Annotated in this window: 16 protein-coding genes; 10 read left to right on the forward strand and 6 right to left on the reverse strand. The window is 64.9% G+C overall.

The features are described from left to right. Window positions 1-10: 10 nt before the first annotated feature. Window positions 11-1024 (reverse strand): deoxyribose-phosphate aldolase, encoded by a 1014-nt coding sequence (gene deoC / locus SB753_RS11115; RefSeq protein WP_410800197.1) that lies wholly within the window; start codon window positions 1022-1024, stop codon window positions 11-13. A 249-nt stretch (window positions 1025-1273) separates the two neighbouring features. Here deoC and SB753_RS11120 point away from each other — a divergent pair, with 249 nt between their 5' ends. The 3 genes from SB753_RS11120 to SB753_RS11130 all read left to right on the forward strand — a co-directional run bounded on the left by SB753_RS11120 (window position 1274) and on the right by SB753_RS11130 (window position 5198). Then, window positions 1274-2905, forward strand: coding sequence for a sugar ABC transporter ATP-binding protein (locus SB753_RS11120; protein ID WP_410800198.1), 1632 nt, complete (start codon window positions 1274-1276; stop codon window positions 2903-2905). Then, on the forward strand, window positions 2902-3903 hold the full coding sequence (locus SB753_RS11125; RefSeq protein ID WP_088174391.1) for an ABC transporter permease: 1002 nt from the start codon (window positions 2902-2904) through the stop codon (window positions 3901-3903). The genes SB753_RS11120 and SB753_RS11125 overlap by 4 nt, the downstream gene beginning before the upstream one ends. A gap of 119 nt (window positions 3904-4022) precedes the next feature. Next, complete coding sequence (locus SB753_RS11130; protein WP_020066141.1) at window positions 4023-5198, forward strand: substrate-binding domain-containing protein; 1176 nt, start codon at window positions 4023-4025, stop codon at window positions 5196-5198. 120 nt (window positions 5199-5318) lie between these two features. On the opposite strand, the gene SB753_RS11135 is transcribed toward SB753_RS11130, so the two are convergent. Beyond that, window positions 5319-6029, reverse strand: coding sequence for an NADPH-dependent F420 reductase (locus SB753_RS11135; RefSeq protein WP_410800199.1), 711 nt, complete (start codon window positions 6027-6029; stop codon window positions 5319-5321). Between the two features lie 85 nt (window positions 6030-6114). Between SB753_RS11135 and SB753_RS11140 the strand changes: the two genes are divergently transcribed. The 4 genes from SB753_RS11140 (at window position 6115) to SB753_RS11155 (ending at window position 12804) form a co-directional block, all read left to right on the forward strand. Then, a complete protein-coding gene (locus SB753_RS11140; RefSeq protein ID WP_410800200.1) occupies window positions 6115-7014 on the forward strand; it encodes a LysR family transcriptional regulator in 900 nt (299 codons plus the stop codon). 407 nt (window positions 7015-7421) lie between these two features. After that, window positions 7422-7985, forward strand: a complete 564-nt coding sequence (locus tag SB753_RS11145) for a DUF2760 domain-containing protein (RefSeq protein WP_110405572.1) — start codon at window positions 7422-7424, stop codon at window positions 7983-7985. After that, a complete protein-coding gene (locus tag SB753_RS11150) occupies window positions 7982-9841 on the forward strand; it encodes an Hsp70 family protein (protein ID WP_410800201.1) in 1860 nt (619 codons plus the stop codon). The genes SB753_RS11145 and SB753_RS11150 overlap by 4 nt, the downstream gene beginning before the upstream one ends. Beyond that, a complete protein-coding gene (locus SB753_RS11155) occupies window positions 9838-12804 on the forward strand; it encodes an Hsp70 family protein (RefSeq protein WP_410800202.1) in 2967 nt (988 codons plus the stop codon). The genes SB753_RS11150 and SB753_RS11155 overlap by 4 nt, the downstream gene beginning before the upstream one ends. Window positions 12805-12810: 6 nt before the next feature. Here the strand turns inward: SB753_RS11155 and phnX are convergent, their stop codons facing one another. Beyond that, window positions 12811-13614, reverse strand: a complete 804-nt coding sequence (phnX, locus tag SB753_RS11160; protein ID WP_310065121.1) for a phosphonoacetaldehyde hydrolase — start codon at window positions 13612-13614, stop codon at window positions 12811-12813. Window positions 13615-13688: 74 nt separating this feature from the next. Further along, entirely contained in the window at window positions 13689-14939 is a 1251-nt protein-coding gene (locus SB753_RS11165; protein WP_410800203.1) for a 2-aminoethylphosphonate--pyruvate transaminase, read from the reverse strand. Between the two features lie 133 nt (window positions 14940-15072). On the opposite strand from SB753_RS11165, the gene SB753_RS11170 reads away from it, so the two are divergent. Then, on the forward strand, window positions 15073-15951 hold the full coding sequence (locus tag SB753_RS11170) for a LysR substrate-binding domain-containing protein (protein ID WP_410800204.1): 879 nt from the start codon (window positions 15073-15075) through the stop codon (window positions 15949-15951). 161 nt (window positions 15952-16112) lie between these two features. Here the strand turns inward: SB753_RS11170 and SB753_RS11175 are convergent, their stop codons facing one another. After that, entirely contained in the window at window positions 16113-16859 is a 747-nt protein-coding gene (locus tag SB753_RS11175) for a glucose 1-dehydrogenase (RefSeq protein ID WP_087754567.1), read from the reverse strand. Window positions 16860-17389: 530 nt separating this feature from the next. Here SB753_RS11175 and SB753_RS11180 point away from each other — a divergent pair. Further along, window positions 17390-18730, forward strand: coding sequence for a TAXI family TRAP transporter solute-binding subunit (locus tag SB753_RS11180; RefSeq protein WP_392393297.1), 1341 nt, complete (start codon window positions 17390-17392; stop codon window positions 18728-18730). A gap of 56 nt (window positions 18731-18786) precedes the next feature. Here the strand turns inward: SB753_RS11180 and SB753_RS11185 are convergent, their stop codons facing one another. Further along, window positions 18787-19674, reverse strand: a complete 888-nt coding sequence (locus tag SB753_RS11185) for a ProQ/FinO family protein (protein ID WP_410800205.1) — start codon at window positions 19672-19674, stop codon at window positions 18787-18789. Window positions 19675-19833: 159 nt separating this feature from the next. Here SB753_RS11185 and SB753_RS11190 point away from each other — a divergent pair, with 159 nt between their 5' ends. Then, a complete protein-coding gene (locus tag SB753_RS11190) occupies window positions 19834-20745 on the forward strand; it encodes a LysR family transcriptional regulator (protein WP_027804331.1) in 912 nt (303 codons plus the stop codon). The last annotated feature ends 5 nt before the right edge of the window (window positions 20746-20750 follow it).

The following is a 20750-nucleotide window of genomic DNA, read 5'->3' on the forward strand; positions in this document are numbered from 1 at the left end:
GTGGTCTGCTTCAGGCTACTGGGTGACGGTTGAAAGCGGAATAACGGCCGCTCACGTGATGTTCGAGCTGCCGCTCGATGTCGGCAAGCAGGCTCGACGCGCCGATGCGAAAGAGCTCCGGCTCGAGCCAGGCGCGGCCGAGTTCTTCCTTCATCAGAATCTGATAGGACAGCACCGACTTCGCGCTCGACACGCCGCCTGCCGGCTTGAAGCCGATCGGCACGCCGGTGCGCTCGTGATATTCGCGGATCATGCGCACCATGACGAGTGACACGTCGAGCGTCGCATTCACGCCTTCCTTGCCAGTGGATGTCTTGATGAAGTCGGCGCCGGCCATCATGCAGACCATCGACGCGCGCGCGATGTTCGACAGCGTGCGAATGTCGCCGGTCGCGAGAATGGCTTTCAGATGCGCGGGACCGCAGGCCGCGCGGAATTCGCGAACTTCGTCGTAAAGCGCCTGCCAGTTGCCGGTGAGAACATATTCACGCGTGACGACGATGTCGATCTCGGCCGCGCCGTCCGCAACCGAGGCCTCGATCTCCTTCAGCTTCAGCGGATGCGGAATCAGTCCGGCCGGAAAGCCGGTCGACACCGCCGCGACAGGAATGCCGCTGCCCTTGAGCGCATCCACGGCCGCGCCGACAAAGCGGTGATAGACGCACACAGCGCCCGTCGTGATGCGCTGCGGCGTCATGCCGAGCGCTTCGAGAAGGTCGGCACGAACGGGCTGGCGTGCTTTCGCACAGAGGCGCCGCACGCGGCCTTCGGTGTCGTCGCCGCTGAGTGTCGTGAGATCGATGCAGGTGACGGCTTTGAGCAGCCAGGCGGCCTGCGCGTCTTTCTTGACGGTGCGGCGAGTCGCGAGTGTCGCCGTGCGGCGCTCGACCGCCGACTGGTTGATGCGCAGACCGTCGAGCCATGACGCGTCGAACGGCATGCCCGGGTTGCGTACCGGATGAACGAGCGGCCCGCCGCGCAATGCGACGACCGAAGACGACGACGAGAAAGAAGGATCAGGCATGAGGCGTCCGGAATTTTGGTGCACGGCACAACGAGGCGCCGGCGAATGACTCGTGTATATGCTACCTCGCATGACAGGATTATCACAAGCGTTACGCGTCGATCATCACATTTTAACGATCTAACGGGGTGTGACGCCGTAAATGTTATTGACGCACCAAATCCATGATGCGAAGATCACAACACACCTAGGGCGCATCGCGGCAGACACAAATAGAATTTCGTTGCGCCGACGAAGGAGACAAGCCAGATGAGTGAACCGGTCGCGCTCGCTTCATCGCCCCGCACGCCATTGATCCGCGTGGCCGGCGTCACCAAGCGGTTTGGCGGCGTACAGGCACTGCGCCGCGTCGATCTCGAAGTCCTGCCCGGAGAAGTCCACGCGCTGCTGGGCGAAAACGGAGCGGGCAAATCCACGCTGATCAAGATACTCAGCGGCGTCCATGCGTACGACGAAGGCGTCATTGAAATTGCCGGGGAGCAGGTCGTGTTCGACTCGCCCGCGCAGTCGCGTGAGGCTGGAGTGGCAGTCGTCTATCAGGACCTGAGCCTCGTTGAATCGCTGTCGGTCGGCGCAAATCTCATGCTCGGGCGCGAACCTCGCACCCGCCTCGGCTTCGTCAAAAATCGCCAGTTGATGGCGACGGTCAGCGCGTTTCTCACGTCACACGGCATTCCGCTCGATCCGCGCACACCGGTCGGCGCCCTGCCCTTTGCGTACCGGCAGATGACCGAAATCTGCAAAGCCCTGATGGGCGACGTGCGCGTGCTGATTCTTGATGAACCCACTTCGGCGCTGAGCGGCGGTGAGGAACAGATTCTCTTCGACGCGATTCGCACGGTCACGGCGCGCGGTGTGGGCGTGATCTATGTCACACATCGGCTGAATGAAGTGTTCCGTATCGCGCAGCGTGTCACGGTGTTTCGCGACGGCGCAAATGCCGGCATGTTCCCGGTCGCGGAAACCGACATGAAACGCCTCGTGGCGGCAATCGTCGGGCCGAAGCATGCCGCTTTGCAGGCAAAGGCAAACGCCGTTGAAGGCACCGGTGGGCCGGCCGGCACGGCAACTTCTCTACCAGCTTCAGCGGCGGCCAGTGCTTCGACTACACCGGCGCTGAACATGTCCTGCGTCTGTAACGACCGTCTGCAAGACGTCGATCTGAACGTCGAACAAGGCGAGATACACGGCCTCGCGGGGCTGATCGGCAGCGGACGCACCGAGATTCTGGAAACGATCTTCGGGCTTCGCGCGATCGGGAGCGGCACCATCGCGATCGACGGTAAAGCGTGTTCCCAACTGAAGCCCGCCGAGGCGATCAGGCTCGGCGTTGCCCTTGTGCCCGAGGACCGCCATCTTGAAGGGCTGGTTCTCGATCATTCGATCGAACGCAATCTCACGTTGCCGCGCCTGCCGCAGTTTTCGCGCTGGGGCTGGTTGCGCAGCCAGGCCGCGGTATCGCAGGCAAAGACCGCGATGCAGGCGTTCTCCGTCAAGGCGCCCGGTGCTTCGACGCCCGTCAGGCTCCTGTCGGGCGGCAATCAGCAGAAAGTGGTCTTCGCCAAATGGAACCATCCGCGGCCGAGGCTCCTTCTGCTGGACGAACCGACGGTCGGTGTCGACGTCGGCGCGAGAGAGGAAATCTACGACGTGATTCATCAGGCGGCGCGCGACGGCACGGGCGTACTCGTCGTGTCCTCGGATCTGGATGAACTACTGCGCTTGTGCGACCGCATTTCGATCGTCGCAGACGGCCGCATCGTCAAGACCGTCGCGCGCGCTTCGCTCGCGAACGCCGAGGCGCTGCATCACCTGCTGCAACTTTCCCGCTCATCCACCGAGTCTCGCGAAGGGACTCCCCACGGGGCTCACGCAACATGAACGACTCCGCTTCGCCGTTGACGGCTGAACGGCAGGCCGCTTCGGCGCCGCGCAGCCGCGCGCGACGCATCGCGCAACTGCTGCTGCAAGGCGATCGGCCGTACGCGCTCTATATCGCATTCGCCGTGCTGCTGGTGGTGTTCAGTTTCGCGTCGCCGTGGTTTCTCTCGATCGACAACTTCCTGAACATCGGCCGGCAGACCGCGCTGGTGTCGATCATCGCCATCGGCATGACGTTCGTGATCATCGCGCGGCAGATCGACTTGTCGGTCGGGTCGTCGCTCGCGTTATCCGGCATGTCCGCCGCGCTCGCGATGGCGTACATCGGCGATCACTGGTTGATCGGTGCGGTGGCCGGCATCGGCACGGGCGCGCTCGTCGGCGCGATCAACGGACTCGTGACCACGCGCCTGAACATTCCGTCCTTTCTCGTGACGCTGGGTTCGTTGAGCGCCGCACGCGGACTTGCACTGCTCGTCACGACCACGAAGCCGGTCATCATCACCAACGACTCGTTCATCGCGATCTTCGGCGAAGGCGATATCGCGGGCGTGCCGGTGCCCATCATCTGGACGGTACTCGCGGTCATCGCAGGCATTCTGCTGCTGCATTACAGCGTGTTTGGCCGCCAGGTCTATGCGGCAGGCGGCAATCCGACGGCCGCGCGCTACTCGGGCATCGACATCCGCCGCGTGACGACCCTCGCGTTCATTCTCACAGGCGTTCTGGCAGGACTCGCGGCGCTGGTGTTGTCCGCGCGCTCGCATGCGGCGCGGCCCGACGTGGTGCAAGGACTCGAGCTCGACGTGATCGCCTCCGTCACGCTCGGCGGATGCAGCCTGTTCGGCGGACGCGGTTTCGTGCTCGGCACGCTGCTCGGCAGTCTCATCATCGGCACGCTGAACAACGGACTCGTGCTGCTGGGCGTGAGTTCGTCGCTACAGCTTGTCATCAAGGGAATCATCATCGTTGCAGCAGTCGCATTTACGAAGAAGTGACGAGGCACGCCGATCACTCGTGAAACGCGGACCCCGGCGCGAACCGCGCGTGAGGTTGCCCGACCGGCAGGAGACTTAACCCCGACTCAATACAGACGTAAAGACCAACGGAGGAGAACATGAAACATTGTCATGGCTCGACAAGCCGGGCGGCACGTGGCGTGAGTTCGTCAGTGGCGGCCGTCGTGACTGTGAGCGCCGCACTGGCCGCCGCACTGGCTTGCGCCAGCGCCGGCGCGCAATGCGTGAGCAGTCTTCAAGCGGGATCGATCGGACCGAAGTCGATTGTCGGCCAGGGACCGAACGGCGAGAAAGCCGCTTCGGTCGACGCCGTCCAGCTCACCGCCGCCGAGGCGGCCAAAGTGAAAGCGGGCAAATTCAAGGTCGGCATTTCGATGCAGACGATGAACCTCGACTGGTCGCAACTGCAGGTGCAAGGCATTACCGACACGCTGAAAAAGTACGACGTCGACGTGATCGGCACTGCGTCGGCCGAGTATCAGGTCGACAAGCAGATTGCGGATATCGAGAACACGATCCAGCGTCATCCCGACGGCATCATCTCGATTCCGGTCGACGGCACCGCGACCGCTGCGACGTACAAGAAGGTCTCCGCAGCCGGCATCAAGCTCGTGTTCATGGACAACGTGCCGACCGGGCTCAAGCATCCTGAGCAATACGCGTCGATGATTTCCGCCGACAGCGAAGGCAACGGCCAGATCGCGGCCAAAGTGCTCGCCTCGTGCGTGCCGCAGGGCGCGACCATCGGGCTCGTCAATTTCGGCGTCGACTACTTCAGCACGAAGGAGCGCACGAAGGCAGTCAACGAGTGGATGAAGAAGAACCGCCCGGACATCAAGATCAAGCAGGTCGACTTCACGGACCCGTCGAAGGTCGGCCAGATTGCGGGCGACTTTTTGACCGGAAATCCGGACGTCAAGGGGCTCTTCGCCGTGTGGGATCAACCGGCGCTCGACACACTGACTTCGATGCGCGCGCAAGGCGTGAACATTCCCGTTACCACCGTCGATCTGGGTCTTCAGTCGGCAATCGAGATCGCCAAGGGCGGACCGCTGAAGGCGACCGGCTCGCAGCGTCCGTACGATCAGGGCGTGGCCGAAGCCATGGCGATGATGAAAGCGCTGATCGGACAGACGCCGCCCGCATGGATCGGCGTGCAGTCTTTGCCGGTGGTTCAATCGACGGTGCTCGAAGCCTACAAGACGGTCTTCAAGAAAGACCCGCCGCCGCAACTCGCGGACGCGTGCAAGAAGGCCAAGCCGGCTTGCGGATGAACTGCGGTCAGCGCGCCACGTGATCGTCCGCAAGGTTGGGCGATCAGGTGACGCAGCATGCGGATCGGGTCGTGCCTGCACCGCTGCAGGCATAGCCTGGCTGATCGATTCCACGGAACATCAATGCCGCCACGACCCATGCGGCAATTCCACATCTCGCCGGGCGGCCGCGAGGCCCGCGACCATGCCCGCCCGGTCGTGCGCGATGCAGTACACCGGTTTGGCGCGCTCGAAGCGCCAGCTGTCCGCGAGCGGGCCTGCATCGACGGGATCGAAGCCGAACTGATCGACCAGTTCGCTCACCACGTGCCGCGCTTGCTGATCGTCGGCGGCTAGCGGCAACGCGCGGCGGTTCGGCGTGCCGGGCGCCGTGCCGGCCGTTTCGAGATCTTTCGCGAGAATCGCATTGAACGCCTTCACGACTCTCGCGCCGGGCAACGCGGCGGCGAGCATCTGGCTCGTCGTCGTCACACCGTTTTGCAGTGCTTCGATCGGACCGTCGCGGTCCGGATAGTGATTGCAGGTGTCGATCACGATCTTGCCGTCGAGTGCCGCAACCGGCAGATGACCGATCTGGCCGAACGGCACGGACACCACGACGACGTCGCCGAACTTCGCCGCCTCCTGTGCGGTGCCCGTCGCGCAGCCGAGCGCCGCGGCCGTGCTGATCAAGGTGTTCGGATCGCGCGAGTTGGCGATCATCACTTCGTGGCCGTGACGCTGTGCGACGGTCGCCAGCGCGCGGCCGAGAAAGCCCGCGCCGAGAATGCCTATCTTCATGTTCCACACTCCATGCATGTCTGAGAATCGCTCCGGTGAACACCCGCTCATCGGTGACAGGCACTATGATTCAAAACTCATGCGTGATAAATGCGCAAATAATGACGAGTGTCGAAATCAACAGTGGGGAGTGTGCATGGATCGGCTCACCAGCATGGCTGTGTTCGTCAAAACCGCCGAGAGCGGCTCGTTCGCGGCAGCCGCGCTCGCGTTCGGCATCTCGTCGCAGATGGCCGGCAAGCATGTCGGCATGCTCGAAGAGCGCGTCGGCGCGCGACTGCTGAATCGCACGACGCGCCGTCAGAGTCTCACCGAGATTGGCCAGATTTTTTACGAACGCTGTAAGGCGCTGCTCGCGGATGCGCAAGCGGCGGAGTCGGTCGCGCAGGAATTGTCGGCCTCGCCGCGCGGACGCCTGCGGATCACCGCGCCTGTCACGTTCGGCGCCTGCTGCCTCGCCCCGATGATCACCCGTTACCTGGAAGCGCATCCCGACGTGCGGGTGGAGTTGACGCTGACCGACCGCTTCGTCGATCTGATCGACGAGGCGTATGAGGCCGCGATCCGGCTCGGCACGCTGTCCGATTCGACGCTGATCGCGCGGCCGTTGATGCCGTACCGGCTGGTCGCGTGCGCATCGCCGGCTTATCTCGCGAAGCGTGGTGAGCCCGTGACGCCCGAGGCGCTCGCCGCGCACGAGTGTCTCGCATTCGCCTTCACGAGCATGCCGGCCGCCACTGAATGGCGTTTTATCGACGATGCCGGGCGTGAGCACGTCGTGCCGGTTGCAGGCCGCTTCGAGGCCAACGACGTGAAAGCGCTGGTCGCGGCCGCGCTCAACGGCGCGGGGATCATGCTCGCGCCCGAAGTTGCCGTGCGGGACGACCTTGCGGCGGGCCGTCTGGTGCGCCTTCTGAACGGCTATGAAGCGCACCCGCGGCCCATGCACGTGGTGTTTCCGGCGAGCCGCGTGACGCCGAAGCTGCGCACGTTCATCGACCAGGTGGTTGCGGAGTTTGGGCCTCCTGCCGCTTGAGAACCCGAAGCGTGCGGAGAACCCACCGAGGCGCAATGGGCTCTAACGGTGGCCTCTCACCGGGCCTCATATCGAATCCCGGGAACCCAAGTCTGCACGTCGCCTTGCAAATACCCGCTAAACGGGCCTTCAGTGCAGGCGCCATGCGGCACCCCAACGCGCCCCGGAAAGCCGCCAATCTCGCTGCATTGCCCGCGAGAATCCCCGGCTTTGCCCGCGTTGGGCGCCGCACAAGGCAAAATACGGGTTTTGCGCGCGCAAAGCGCGGCGAGACGGGAAGCCATTGCGCACCGGCCGCCGCCGCGCGGCGCGCCTTCCAGACATCGCGCGACGACGGCCATGCCGGCACGTCGCGTGTGGCGCACTCGGGACAGCTCGTCCTTTAACAGAGCATCTCAGGAGCATTTATGACCGATTCGAACCCGTCCTTCCTCGGCAGGATTTCACTGGCCGTCAGCGCGTTTTTCCGCATTCTCGGCGACGGCGAATTCGCCGCCGGCGTGCTGCGCGTGCGTGATGGCGACACGGCTGCCCCGACACGGGCGCAGGCGAGCGCGCCCGCTGCGCAGCCGGCGCCGTCGCTGAAGGAAGCCAACCCCGACGCTGCGCTGCAACTGCTCGGCCTGCTGCAACGCGACGCCCGTTTCATCGACTTCGTCGAGGAAGACATCAAGCGTTTCAGCGACGCCGATATCGGCGCCGCCGCACGCCTCGTCCACGAAGGTTGCCGCGCGACGCTGCGCGAGCACTTTACGATCCGCCCGGTGCGCGACGAAGCCGAAGGCAGCCGCGTCACGCTTCAGGAAGGTTTCGACGCAAGCGCGATTCGCCTGACCGGCAACGTCGTCGGCAAGGCGCCGTTTAGCGGCAACATCAGCCATCGCGGCTGGCGCGTCGAAGAAGTGCGTCTGCCGAAGCTCGCGGAAAGCCACAACGCGAAGGTGATCGCGCCGGCCGAGGTGGAGCTATGAGCGGCGCACGCTACTCCATCGGCATCGACCTGGGCACGACGCACTGCGCACTCTCGTATGTGGACACGAGCGCAAGCGACGGCGAGAAGACCGCGCTGACGGTGCTGCCCATTGCCCAGCTGACCGGGCCCGGCGCGATTGCCGACCTCGATCTGTTGCCCTCGTTTCTGTATCTGCCGCACCCGGATGAACTGGCTCCCGGCGACCTGCACCTGCCGTGGACCGGCGAGCGCCAGTTCGCCGTCGGCGAATTCGCGCGCAGCCGCGGCGCGGCCACGCCGATCCGGCTCGTGTCGAGCGCGAAAAGCTGGCTGTGCCACCCAGGCGTCGATCGCCGCGCGGCGATCCTGCCCAACGATGCGCCGCCCGAAGTCGCACGCGTGTCGCCGCTCGAGAGCTCGGTGCGGTATCTGACGCATTTGCGCGAAGCCTGGGACCATCTGCACCCCGACGCGCCGTTTCGCGAGCAGGACATCACGGTCACGATTCCCGCATCGTTCGACCCGGCCGCGCGCGAATTGACCGCCGAAGCCGCCGAGGCCGCCGGCTACGGCCGCATGACGCTGCTCGAGGAACCGCAGGCCGCGCTGTATAGCTGGATTCAGAAGAGCGGCGGCCAGTGGCGCAAGCAGGTCAAGGTCGGCGACATTATTCTGGTGGTCGATGTGGGCGGTGGCACCACCGACCTGTCGCTGATCGCGGTCATCGAGCGCGACGGCAATCTCGAACTGCATCGCGTGGCGGTCGGCGAACACATTCTGCTGGGCGGCGACAACATGGACCTCGCGCTTGCGCACGTGGTCGCCCGCAAACTCGCAACTCAGGGCACTCAGGCCGACGCGTGGCAGTTGCGCGCCCTCACCTATGCATGCCGCTCGGCCAAGGAAACGCTGCTGAGCGATCCGGCTGCGGACACGGTGCCGCTCGTCGTGCCGAGCCGCGGCTCGAAGCTGATCGGCGGATCGATCCGCACCGAGCTCACGCGCGCGGAGTTGACGCAGACCATTCTCGACGGCTTTTTCCCGCAGGTGGACAGCGGCGCCCGGCCGGTGAGCCGCGCCCGAGCCGGTCTCACGCAACTCGGTTTGCCGTATGCGCAGGACGCGGGCATCACGCGGCACCTGGCCGCGTTCCTCGCCCGCCAGGTCGGCGCGCTCGCGGAACTCCAGGGTCTGGGCGAGACGGCATCGCACGACGCCGCGCAAAGCGCGAGCTTCCTGCATCCCACGGCGGTGCTGTTCAACGGCGGCGTGTTCAAGTCGGCGCTGCTCGTCGAACGCATCATGGGCACGCTCAACGGCTGGCTCGCGGCTGAGGGCGCTGCGGCTGCGCGACTCCTCGAAGGCGCCGATCTCGATCTGGCCGTTGCGCGGGGCGCGGCCTACTACGGCTACGTGCGACGCGGTCAGGGCGTGCGGATTCGCGGCGGCACGGCGCGGGCTTACTACATCGCAATCGAGTCGGCGATGCCAGCCGTGCCAGGACTGGAGCCGCCGATCCAGGCGCTGTGCGTCGCCCCCTTCGGCATGGAGGAAGGGACCGACGCCGAACTGCCCGCGCAGGAGTTCGGGCTCGTCGTCGGCGAGCCGGTGCACTTCCGGTTCTTCGGGTCGTCGGTGCGTCGTCAGGATCAGGTTGGAACGCTGCTCGACTTCTGGGGTCCCGACGAGTTGCAGGAACTCGAGGAGATCCAGGCCACGCTGCCCGCCGCGGGCCGCACAGCCGGTGAAGTGGTGCCGGTCAAGCTGCACGCGCGCGTGACGGAAGCCGGCACGCTCGAACTCGAAGCCGTGCCGCGCGGCACCGACGAGCGCTGGAAAGTCGAGTTCGACGTGCGCGGCAACGCGAATGCATGAGTGAGATGAAGCGGTACAGCGTCGGCATCGATCTCGGCACGAGCAACACGGTGCTGGCTTATGCAGAAGCCGGATCCGACGAGATTCGCGTGTTCGAGATCGAACAGCTTGTGAGTCCCGGCGAAGTCGCCGCGCGTCCGCTGCTGCCGTCGGTCCGGTATCACCCCGCGCAAGGCGAGTTGAGCGCGGGCGATCTGCAATTGCCGTGGAGCGACGGCGAATCGGCTTCGTCGCGAGATGCGGATGGGCGCGCGGGTCGAAGCGCAAGTCAACACGCGAACAACACCGGCAAGCTGCCGAGCGATGGCGACCACGCGCAGCGCGTCGTAATCGGCCGGCTCGCGCGGCTGCTCGGCGCTCAGGTTCCGGGGCGGCTCGTCACGAGCGCGAAAAGCTGGCTGTCGCATGCATCGGTCGACCGCGTTGCGCCAATCCTGCCTTGGGGCGCCGCCGACGACGTCCACAAGGTCTCGCCGGTCGAAGCCAGCGCGAGCTATCTGGCGCACGTGCGCGCGGCGTGGAATCAACGCTTTCCCGACGCGCCGCTCGAACGCCAGGACGTGGTGCTCACGGTTCCGGCCTCGTTCGACGAAGGCGCCCGCGCGCTGACCGTAGAGGCGGCGCGCATGGCCGGCCTGCCTTCGCTGCGCCTGCTCGAAGAACCGCAAGCGGCGTTTTACGACTGGCTGTTCCATCATCGTGAACGGCTCGGGGCAGAACTCGCGCATACGCGGCTCGTGTTGATCTGCGACGTGGGCGGCGGCACCACCGATCTCACGCTGATCGAAGTCGGCATGGTGGACGGCGAACCGCAACTCACGCGCATTGGCGTGGGCAACCATCTGATGCTCGGCGGCGACAACATGGACCTCGCGCTCGCGCATCTGGTCGAAGCGCGCCTCGCGGGCGGCGGCGAGCGCACACGTTTGTCGGCAGCGAGTCTCTCGCAACTCGTCGAGCGTTGCCGCGGTGCTAAAGAGCTACTACTGGGACCGCAAGCGCCCGACACGGCGTCCATCACGCTGCTCGGCGCGGGCTCGAAGCTTGTCGGCGGCGCGCGCACGGCTCAGATCACGCGCGATGAAGTGGAGCGCGTGATCGTCGACGGATTCTTTCCGGTGGTTGGGTCGCACGAGCGGCCGGGTCGGCCACGCGGCGCGATCGTCGAGTTCGGTTTGCCCTATGCGACCGATGCGGCCGTCACGCGCCATATCGCCGCTTTTCTGAGCCGCTTCGAGGCTCAGTCGCGCAAGGCTTTGGGGCGGGTTCAGAACGATGCAGGCGCCGGCCCCGCTGCCGCCTCACAGGGTGTCTCGGACGTCGAACCCGCATCCATTGCCAGCGGGCCGCCGCCACTCCCAGTGCCCGACACCCTGCTGCTGAACGGCGGAGTGTTCCGTGCGCACGCATTGACGCAGCGCCTCGCGACCACGCTGGGCACGTGGCGCGGCGAGCCGCTTAACGTGCTGCATAACGACAATCCCGATGTCGCCGTCGCGCGCGGCGCGGTCGCCTATAGCCTTGCGCGGGCGGGCGGCGCGCCCAAAATCGGCGGCGGCTCGCCGCGCAGCTACTTCCTCGTACTCGACGAACCCGCCGGCGCCAAGCCGGATTCGCAGCCTGCGCAACGCGGTATCTGTCTGCTGCCGCGCGGCACCGAAGAAGGCCACGAAATCCTGATCGCCGAGCGAACGTTCGCGCTGCGCCTCGGGCATCCGGTGCGCTTTCACCTCGTGTCGTCGAGTGCGGACACTGTCTATGCGCCCGGCGAGCTGGCCGATCTCTCAGGCGCCGACTTCGTCCGCTTGCCGCCCATCGCGACCATCGTGCCGCCGCGCGGCGCCGGCAGCGCGCGCGAGACCGCCGTGCGGATCGCCACGTCGCTCACCGAGGTCGGCACGCTCGAAGTTCACTGCATCGACCGCGACAATCCCGCCGAGCGCTGGCTGCTCGAATTCCAGCTGCGCCGCGAAGACGCGCAGGTGAATCTCTCCGACGATCCCGCGCAGGCACGGCATCCACGGCTTGACGAAGCTATCGAGCAGATCGACCGCTGCTTCGGTTCACGCTCGCAAAACGTCGACAAAAAGGAAGTGAAGCGCTTGCGCTCGCAACTCGAACAGTTGCTGGGCCCGCGGGAAAGCTGGAACAGCGCGCTGCTGCGTGAACTGTTCGGTGCCCTTTGGGAACGCGCGCGCAGGCGCCGCCGCTCGGCGGATCACGAGCGGCTGTGGCTCAATCTGGCCGGCTACTGCGTACGCCCGGGCTTTGGCTATCCACTCGACGAATGGTGCGTCGAGCAACTGTGGTCGTTATTCGACGACGGCATTCAGTACGTCCAGGAAAGCCAGGTGTGGTCCGAATGGTGGACGCTCTGGCGCCGCGCCGCGGGCGGCCTCGACGAAGGCGCGCAACTGCGCGTGCTGGATGCGATGCACTATCTGCAAACGGCCGCGCAATCGCGTCACAAGCTGCCGTTCGACGTGTCGAAAACAGGCACCGCCGATATGCTTCGCCTGAGCGCGTCGCTCGAACGCATTCCCGTCGCGCGCAAGATCGAACTCGGCGAATCGGTGCTCGCGCGTTTGCAGAAGCCTTCGGAGAATCATCAAGGCTGGTGGGCGGTCGGGCGCATCGGCGCGCGCCGGCCGTTCTATGGCAGCGCGCACAGCGTCGTGCCGGCCGACGTCGCGAGTCAGTGGCTCGATACGATTCTCGCGCTCGACTGGAAAAAGGTGGACCCGGCCGCCTTTGCCGCGGTCCAGATTGCGCGCATGACGGGCGACCGTTCGCGCGATCTGCCGGATGAGATGCGCCACGCCGTGCTGCGCAGACTCGAGGCGGCGAGCGCGCCGCGCGCGTGGATCACAATGGTCAGTGAAAACGTCGAACTGGATAACGCCGACGAAGGCCGCGTGTTCGGCGAGTCGTTGCCGGCGGGACTGAAACTGATCTCGAACTAACGGCGCTCAGGGCCGCTCGCCTCGCGCGAGCCGCGCGTCGATCTCGTGAACGACCGGCATCAGATCCGCGACGCTGTCGATCACATAATGCGCGCCCGCAGCGCGCAATCTTTCGACCGCCGCGTCCCGGCGCCGCGCAAAGTCAGCGGGCGCGAGCGCCTTCACATCGTCTTCGGCCATCCCGAACGCGTTGCCGCTCACGGCCACGCCAACGGCCCACGTGCCGCCGTTGATTCCTTCCTCGATGCCGACCTCGGTATCGTCGACCTTGATCGCCTCTTTCGCGCGCCACACGCCGAGTTCCGGCAGCGTCTTGTAGATCATGTAAGGTGACGGTCGCCCTTCCGGCGTGTCGCCCGTGCAGACGATGCTGTCCGGCGAAAAGCCCTGCGCCGCCGCGCCCGGCACGATTTCCGCCATGATCTCGCGCGTGTAGCCGGTCGTCGTGCCGATGCGGATGTCGTCGCGGCGCAATGCGCTCGCCACTTCGGCAACGCCCGGAATCACCGAGCTATAGCTCGCGGCCACCGCAATGTTTTTCGGCACGAAGACGTTGTAGACCGCGTCGATATCCTCTTCGCGAGGCGCATGCCCATACTTGTCCGCCCATGCCCGCGAGACGCGTGGCAGCGCCATCAGCGCCGCGATGTGCGGCCGCTTGGCCATGCCCATCGGTCCGCGCGCTTCGTCGATCGTGATCGATACGCCGAACTGCTCGAACGTTTCGACGAACGCGCCCATCGGCGCAAGCGAACCATAGTCGACCACCGTGCCGGCCCAGTCGAAGATCACTGCTTTAACGTGTTTCATTGACTTCCGTTTCGTATTGCCGCGTTGGTGGGACTACGTTGCGGCCAGGTTATGGTCAGGTCGCTGCAGGTTGTTCAGGCGGCTTCGGCGAGCACCTTGCGCTCTTCGAGCGCAGCCGCGGGCGGCGCGGCGTGATTGACGCCCATCGTTCGCAGAGAACTTGCGCACGCTCTTACAACGCGGCGCATCACATGCTCGTCGACCTGCCCGATACAGCCGATGCGAAAGCTCTCCACCACCGTCAGCTTGCCCGGATAGATGATGAAACCCTGCTGCTTCATCAATTCATAAAACCGCTCGAAGCTGAACGAAGGATGCGCCGGCGAGAAAAACGTCACGATGATCGGCGAGCGCCAGCGCGCGTTCAGAAGCGGCTCGAAGCCGAGTTCGTGCATGCCCGCGACCAGCACGTCGCGATTGTTCGCATAGCGCGCGAGACGCGCCGGCTGCCCGCCTTCGAGTTCATGTAGACGCAGCGCCTCGATAAACGCGGCCACCGTATGAGTCGGCGGTGTGAAGCGCCACTGGCCCGTGCGGTTCATCACGTCCCACTGATCGTGCACGTCGAGCGCGAGCGAATGACTGCGTCCGCGCGCATCCTCTAGCGCGCTCTTGCGCGCGATCACGAAACCGAAGCCCGGCACGCCCTCGATACACTTGTTCGCCGACGACACAAACGCCTCGCAGGCAATGTTGCGCACGTCGAGCGGCACGGCGCCGAATGCGCTCATCGAGTCGATCAGCAGCTTGCGGCCTTTGGCCGCCGTGACCGCGGCGATTTCCTCGATTGGATTGAGAATGCCCGAGCTCGTTTCGCAGTGCACAGCGACGACATGCGTAATGCTCGCGTCCGCGTCGAGCATGCGTTCGACTTCCGCGGCGCGCGGCGGCAAATAATCGCCCTTGTCGAGCACCGTGTGCGCGCGGCCGAGGTAGCGCAGCGTGGTCGCAATGCGCTTGCCGTACGCGCCGTTGGCCAGCACGAGTGCATGGCCGTCGCGCGGAACCAGGCTGCCCAGCATGGCTTCGACGCAATAACTGCCGCTGCCTTGCAACGGTACGCAATCGTATTCGCCGGCTTCGTCGCCGGCGATGTCGAGCAGCCGGCCGCGCAGGTGAGCGGTCATCGCGCGGAAATCGCCGTCCCACGAGCCCCAGTCGCGCAGCATTGCCTGCTTCGTCGACAAAGCGGTGGTCAACGGGCCTGGCGTCAGCAGATACGGTTCACCCTGTGACGGTTGGTCCATCGCGGGGTTGCCCCGTGACGGCGCGCCTGTGGCGCCTGTTTGCGCTTTCGCCGGGGAACTGCCAGTCGCGCTTTCCATGCCGGAACTCCAGTCTTGCTGGTTTGGATAGCGCCTACAGTACCGAAACGCCATGCATCGGTAAAATCGATATAATCGATGCCCATATCGCAAATACTTATACCTAGCCCATTCCAATGCCACGGAGGCTTACGTGCAATACGCGCAACTGCGGGCGTTTCATGCGGTGGCCGAACACGGCGGATTTTCACGGGCGGCACAGGCGCTGTCGCTTTCGCAACCGGCGGTGTCGGATCACGTGCGCAGACTGGAGCAGGATTACGGCGTGAAACTGTTCGAGCGCGGACCGCGCGGTGTCGAAACCACCGAACTCGGGCTGCGCCTCTTCAGCGTGACGCGGCATATGCTCAGTTGCGAGCGCGACGCGCGACAATTGCTCGAATCGGCCGGCGGGCTGGAGTCAGGTTCGCTGTCGCTTGCGGCAGACGCACCGGATCTCGCAGTCGCGCTAATCAGCGCGTTTCGCAAGCTGCATCCGGGCATTGTGGTGACGCTGTCCATCGCCAACGCGGCGGACTGCATGCAGCGAGTGCTGTCGAGCGCGGTGGACGCGGCCATTACCGCCGCGCCGCAGGTGCACAGCCGGCTCGAATCGCGCGTGCTGCGGCGCGATCCGCTGGTAGCCATGGTGCCGGTGCGCTATTCGGTCGCGAAAAAACGCAAGCTGAGCTATCGCGAACTCGTGCAGCAGCCGATGATCTTTCGCGAGCCGCAATCGGTCACGCAGCAACTGCTGGAGATCGAACTGGTGCGCGAGTCGCTGCAAGTGGAGCCGGTCATGTACGTGGACGGCCGCGAGGCGCTCGAAGAAGCGGTGGCCCAGGGCATGGGCGTCGGCGTGATTGCCCGGGCGGAATTCAACCAGTCGCGGCGTATCCGGATGATCCCGCTCGACGATTGCCAGGTGCGGATGATCGAATCGCTCACGCGGCTCGCGGAGCGGCCGGGGTCGAATCTGCTCGATGCGTTGTTTGCTGTGCAGTTGCCGGGCATCGAAGCAATGACTGTGTGACAGCGGCAAGCGGCGTTTTATTAGCGGCGCTTCATTAGCGACGTTTTCAGCGACCTTCTGCGCCGCTTTCCTTCGTGCTGCTTCTATTCAATCTATACGACGCATTCGAATCGGTGTCCGAATCAACGGCGCGCGCCACGTTAAAGCGCGCGCTGTTTTTCTTAACGTGATCCGCCGCTTGCGATCAGGCTTTCGCCGGTGAGCCAGCGTGCTTCGTCGGAGGCGAGGAACGCGACGACCTCGGCGATGTCGTCCGGCTGACCGATGCGGCCGAGCGGCGTCGTGCTCACCGCCCACGTTTCCAGGTCGGAACCGATGAAGCCCGCGCTATGCGTGCCTTCGGTCGCAACCATGCCCGGATTCACCGAGTTCACGCGAATCTTGCGCGGCCCGAGTTCTTTCGCAAGCACGCCGGTGATGCCGTCCACCGCGCCCTTCGTCGCCGTATAAACAGCGCTTCCCGGCGGCGTGATGCGGCTCACAACCGAACTCACGTTGACGATGCTGCCGCCTTCGCCCAGATGCTTGACCGCTGCCTGCGTGACCAGCAGCAGACCCAGAACGTTCACATTGAAGTGCTTATGGAAATGCTCTTCGGTGATCTCTTCGATCGTCGAGAACCCGTACACGCCGGAGTTGTTGACGAGAATATCGAGGCGGCCATACGTCTCCACCGCTGCGTCGACAATGCCTTTCGCATCCGCGGCTTTCGACACGTCGCCTGCCACCGCTACCGCTTTGCCGCCAGCGGCGGTGATGGCGGCGACCACGTCGTCGGCGCCGGCCTTGCTCGACGCGTAGTTCACCACCACCGACGCGCCGTGCGCGGCCAGACTCTTTGCGATCGCCGCGCCAATACCTTTCGATGCACCCGTTACAACTGCAACCTTGCCTGCGAGCTTGCTCATGATCGTATGTCCTTGAGTTGGAGTAGCGCCTGAGTGCTGCCGCGACGATTCGCGGCATTCACGCTGTTTCAGCAGAACTGCTGCGGCGCTGGCACTGGTCACAATGTAAGCAAGGCGACCATGGGGATAAAGCGGCTCGCGGCGAAAAGATACGTCGGGACAGCCGAACAATCGCCGAACAAACGCCGAGCAATCGCCGAACGAACGCCGAACGAACGGCAAGCGGACTGTAAGGGGATGGTTTGCCGGCCTGACGGCGCGGCTTCAGCGTTTGCGCCCGAGCACGATATGCATGGCGATGCTCAACAGCACCGCTAACGCACCCAGAGTATCCAATGCCGCAGACAACACGATCGTCTCCTTGCTAGCGTAGTCACTGCTTGAGGAACGATTGGCTACCTGACCGATTAAAGGACTTTTGCGGAAATTCGGCAACTGTCGCACCGCGTCGTCAATAGAGCAAACTGCCGACGACAACCCTGCCTGCTGCGGTGGACAATGCCCTATCCCGGCAATCGCACGAAACGCCTATGAAAGCGCAGCGTCCGCATCGTCCTCCGCAGTTCCCTCGCGATGCTCCGCACGCCGAGTGGCGCGACCACACGCTGCCTTATATCGTCGTGGCGGCGGTGATCCTGCTCATGGTTTCGCTGATCGTGTGGATCGTCGACCCCGCTCCGCCGAAGACGATCACGCTGAGCGCCGGCCCGCACGACAGTTCGTTTGTCATCGCCGCCGATCAATATAAAAAGATCCTCGCGCAAAACGGCGTGACGCTGAAGGTGCTCGAGTCCGACGGCTCCGTGCAGAACCTGAAGCGCCTGCTCGACCCGAAGCAGCACGTCGACCTCGCGCTCGTCCAGGGCGGCGTGGCGGACGGGCTCGATACGTCGTCGCTGATGTCGCTTGGCAGTGTCTTCTATGTCCCCGTGGTCGTGTTTTATCGCGGCACGGGCGTGACGCAGCTGTCCCAACTCGAAGGCAAACGCATCGCGGTGGGCCGCGAAGGCAGCGGCACGCGGCTGCTCGCGCTCAAACTGCTCGATGCAAACGGCATCGAACCCGGCGGCGACACAACGCTCATGCCGAGCGACGGTCTGCAAGCGGCCACGCAACTCGTCAAGGGCGAGGTGGACGCGGCTATCCTGAGCGGCGATTCCGCCACGCGCGGGCTGATGCTGCGCCTGCTTCGCGTGCCGGGCATTTCGGTGCTGAATTTCGACGAAGCCAGCGCCTACACGCGGCTCTTTCCGTATCTGGATCAGATCGATCTGCCGCCAGGCGTGCTCGATCTGCGGCACAAAATCCCGCCTGAGACGGTGCATCTGATCAGCCCGACGGTCGAGCTGGTGGCGCGGACCGATCTGCATCCGGCAATCTCCGATCTGCTGATCGAAGCGGCGCAGGAAGTGCACGGCATGCCGGGCCTGTTACAGCGTGCGGGCCAATTCCCAAGCCCGATCGCGCATGAGTATCAGATCAGCGAAGACGCGCAACGCTACTACCGCACGGGCAAGAGCTTTCTGTACCGGACGCTGCCGTTCTGGCTCGCGAGCATCGGCGACCGCACGCTCGTGTTGCTGTTGCCGGTGGCCGTATTGCTGTTTCCCGCGATGCGGCTGATCCCGGCGCTCTATGCGTGGCGAGTGCGTTCGCGCATCTACCGCTATTACGGTTCGCTGATTGCGATCGAGCGCGGCGCGCTCGCGCAGACAACCGACGAGGAGCGCAAGCGGCTCTTCGCTGAACTAGACCAGATCGAGGAATCGCTGAATCGGCTGCGCATGCCGTTAGCGTATGCGGACGCATTCTATGTACTGCGCGAACACGTCGGATTCGTGCGCGCGAGACTTGCGGCTGCGGCGCACTGAGTAAGTGGCCACGGTGATAAGCGGCCACCGTGCGATTTCAGGTGGCCGCTTCTACATCATTCAGGCTTCAGGTCGGCCGGAGTGGTCTCCGACCCGTTGGCGGATTGCGCAGCAACTTTGTCGTCACGCGACGCATCCGGAGAACCGGGTTGCGCATTCTCCTGGTCGCCTGGCTGTGAAGCTTCGAGTGAAGCGTCCTTCGGAGCGTCCTCAGCGGCTTCCTGAACCGGCGCGGCAGCATCGACGGGACCTGCGGCAGGCGTTTCTTTCTGCGAATCGGCCGACGCAGCCGCCGCCTTCGCGCTCTTCGCAGCGCGATGGGCCTGCAAACGTTGCGCGCCCGCTGCTTCCTGCGCCGTGACCTTGCCGGCCTCCGCGCCCGTTAGATCCACGCGGGCCGCGCCTTCGACCAGCGACTTCCAGTAGCGGCTGCCACGGCACCAGGTCTTGATCGCGTCGCGCAGTTCAGCTTCGCTCAGCGACAGGTCCTTCGCGTGCACCACGAGGTCTTCGAAGATGCCGACCTTCAGCGGTAGCTTCGGCGCCGGGTTCTTCGGGAACGCATTGGGGAAACGCTTTTGCAGACGCCCGATGGACTTCACCACCGGATCGACCGGTTTGGCGTCTGCCGCTGGCGCCGCTGCGGGCCTTGCCGCGCCGGCGCCAGCGCCGGGACCGCCGCCACGGCGCTGATGCGACGGCTTGCCGCCAGGCCGCCGGTCCGCCTTCGCGCCCGGCGCTGTGCCGGAGTTCGCGGAGTGCGCCGCATTGGAAGGCTTGGCGGGCTTCGCACCAGGCTTGCCGTCATTCCTGGCATCGCGCCGTGCGTCGGACCTGCCCTCGGCCTTTGCGCCGGACCGGGCCTCGGCCTTTGCGGCAGGCGCAGACTGGGCGCGTGCCGCGGCCAGTTGCTTCTTCAGTTCAGCAAGTTGTTCGAAACCCATAGCGCACAACCAATCGAGAAAGACGAGATTGTAGCAGCGCTCGGTAAGACCTTCGTGACGGCGTTGCAACGCTGTCCGGGCCGCCGCCGCGAGCTTTGCACCGGCTTGCGATTACACTCGACATTTCAGGCATATTTTTCCGGCTGGCACTCGCGCTTCATGGACCTCAGGCAAATCCAGTACTTCATCGCACTTTTCGAGGACGGCTCGGTCACGCGGGCAGCCAAGCGGCTCAATATCGTGCAGCCGGCGCTCAGCATGCAGATTTCGAAGCTGGAAGCCGAGCTGCATCAGAAGCTGTTCGAACGCGGGCCGCACGGCATGACGCCGACCGACGCCGCCCGCCAGATGTATCGCCTCTACACGCCGATCATGCGCGACATCGAGCGCGCGCGTGAGCAGTTGAGCCGGCGCGATGCGATCGTCACTGGCCGCGTCGCGCTCGGCATGGTGTCGTCGGAGGCGGAAAGCGTGCTGCCGGAGTCCCTCGCAAGATTCAACGCGATGTTCCCGCAAGTCGAGGTATCGGTCGCGGACGGCTTCAGCGCGCAACTGATCGACGCGGTCGAAGCGGGTCGGCTCGACGCAGCCGTCATCAACAAGCCGCGCGGACGCCTGACACTCGACGTCGTGCCGCTGCTCGACGAAGAGATGGTGCTCGTGACGAGCGCCGCGCTCGGTCCGCAGCTGCCGCCGACACTCGAGCTTGCCGCGCTCGCCGACGTGGAACTGGTGCTGCCCACACGGCGCAACGGCTTGCGCGGCGTGCTCGACGCCGCGCTCCTCGCAGCCAATGTGGTAATCAAGCCGAAGTTCGAGATCGACCTGCTGAACACGATCGTGCAGTTCGTCGAACAAAGCAGCGTGGCGACGATCCTGCCGCGCGTCGTCGTGCAGCGCAAAGTCGATCAAGGGGTGCTGTGCGTGCGTGCAATCACTTCGCCGCCCATCGTGCGGCACATTATCCTCGTGAGTCATCCGAAGCGCCCGCTCGGCCCGGCCGCGCTGGCGCTCATTGACATCATCACCGAAGAGATCCGCCGGGTGACGACCGGCACGGCGCTCGCCTGAGCGCC

Origin of the sequence: Paraburkholderia sp. SIMBA_053, from assembly GCF_046534895.1 — a bacterium.
Taxonomy (GTDB): domain Bacteria; phylum Pseudomonadota; class Gammaproteobacteria; order Burkholderiales; family Burkholderiaceae; genus Paraburkholderia; species Paraburkholderia caledonica.

Bases quoted from the DNA above. Each gene is read 5' to 3' on its own strand.
- SB753_RS11180 (WP_392393297.1), top strand. From the start codon at position 17,390: ATGAAAGCGCAGCGTCCGCATCGTCCTCCGCAGTTCCCTCGCGATGCT.
- SB753_RS11155 (WP_410800202.1), top strand. From the start codon at position 9,838: ATGAGTGAGATGAAGCGGTACAGCGTCGGCATCGATCTCGGCACGAGC.
- SB753_RS11185 (WP_410800205.1), bottom strand. From the start codon at position 19,674: ATGGGTTTCGAACAACTTGCTGAACTGAAGAAGCAACTGGCCGCGGCA.
- SB753_RS11135 (WP_410800199.1), bottom strand. From the start codon at position 6,029: ATGAGCGGGTGTTCACCGGAGCGATTCTCAGACATGCATGGAGTGTGG.
- SB753_RS11140 (WP_410800200.1), top strand. From the start codon at position 6,115: ATGGATCGGCTCACCAGCATGGCTGTGTTCGTCAAAACCGCCGAGAGC.
- SB753_RS11190 (WP_027804331.1), top strand. From the start codon at position 19,834: ATGGACCTCAGGCAAATCCAGTACTTCATCGCACTTTTCGAGGACGGC.
- SB753_RS11120 (WP_410800198.1), top strand. From the start codon at position 1,274: ATGAGTGAACCGGTCGCGCTCGCTTCATCGCCCCGCACGCCATTGATC.
- deoC (WP_410800197.1), bottom strand. From the start codon at position 1,024: ATGCCTGATCCTTCTTTCTCGTCGTCGTCTTCGGTCGTCGCATTGCGC.
- SB753_RS11125 (WP_088174391.1), top strand. From the start codon at position 2,902: ATGAACGACTCCGCTTCGCCGTTGACGGCTGAACGGCAGGCCGCTTCG.
- SB753_RS11145 (WP_110405572.1), top strand. From the start codon at position 7,422: ATGACCGATTCGAACCCGTCCTTCCTCGGCAGGATTTCACTGGCCGTC.
- phnX (WP_310065121.1), bottom strand. From the start codon at position 13,614: ATGAAACACGTTAAAGCAGTGATCTTCGACTGGGCCGGCACGGTGGTC.
- SB753_RS11150 (WP_410800201.1), top strand. From the start codon at position 7,982: ATGAGCGGCGCACGCTACTCCATCGGCATCGACCTGGGCACGACGCAC.
- SB753_RS11130 (WP_020066141.1), top strand. From the start codon at position 4,023: ATGAAACATTGTCATGGCTCGACAAGCCGGGCGGCACGTGGCGTGAGT.
- SB753_RS11175 (WP_087754567.1), bottom strand. From the start codon at position 16,859: ATGAGCAAGCTCGCAGGCAAGGTTGCAGTTGTAACGGGTGCATCGAAA.
- SB753_RS11165 (WP_410800203.1), bottom strand. From the start codon at position 14,939: ATGGAAAGCGCGACTGGCAGTTCCCCGGCGAAAGCGCAAACAGGCGCC.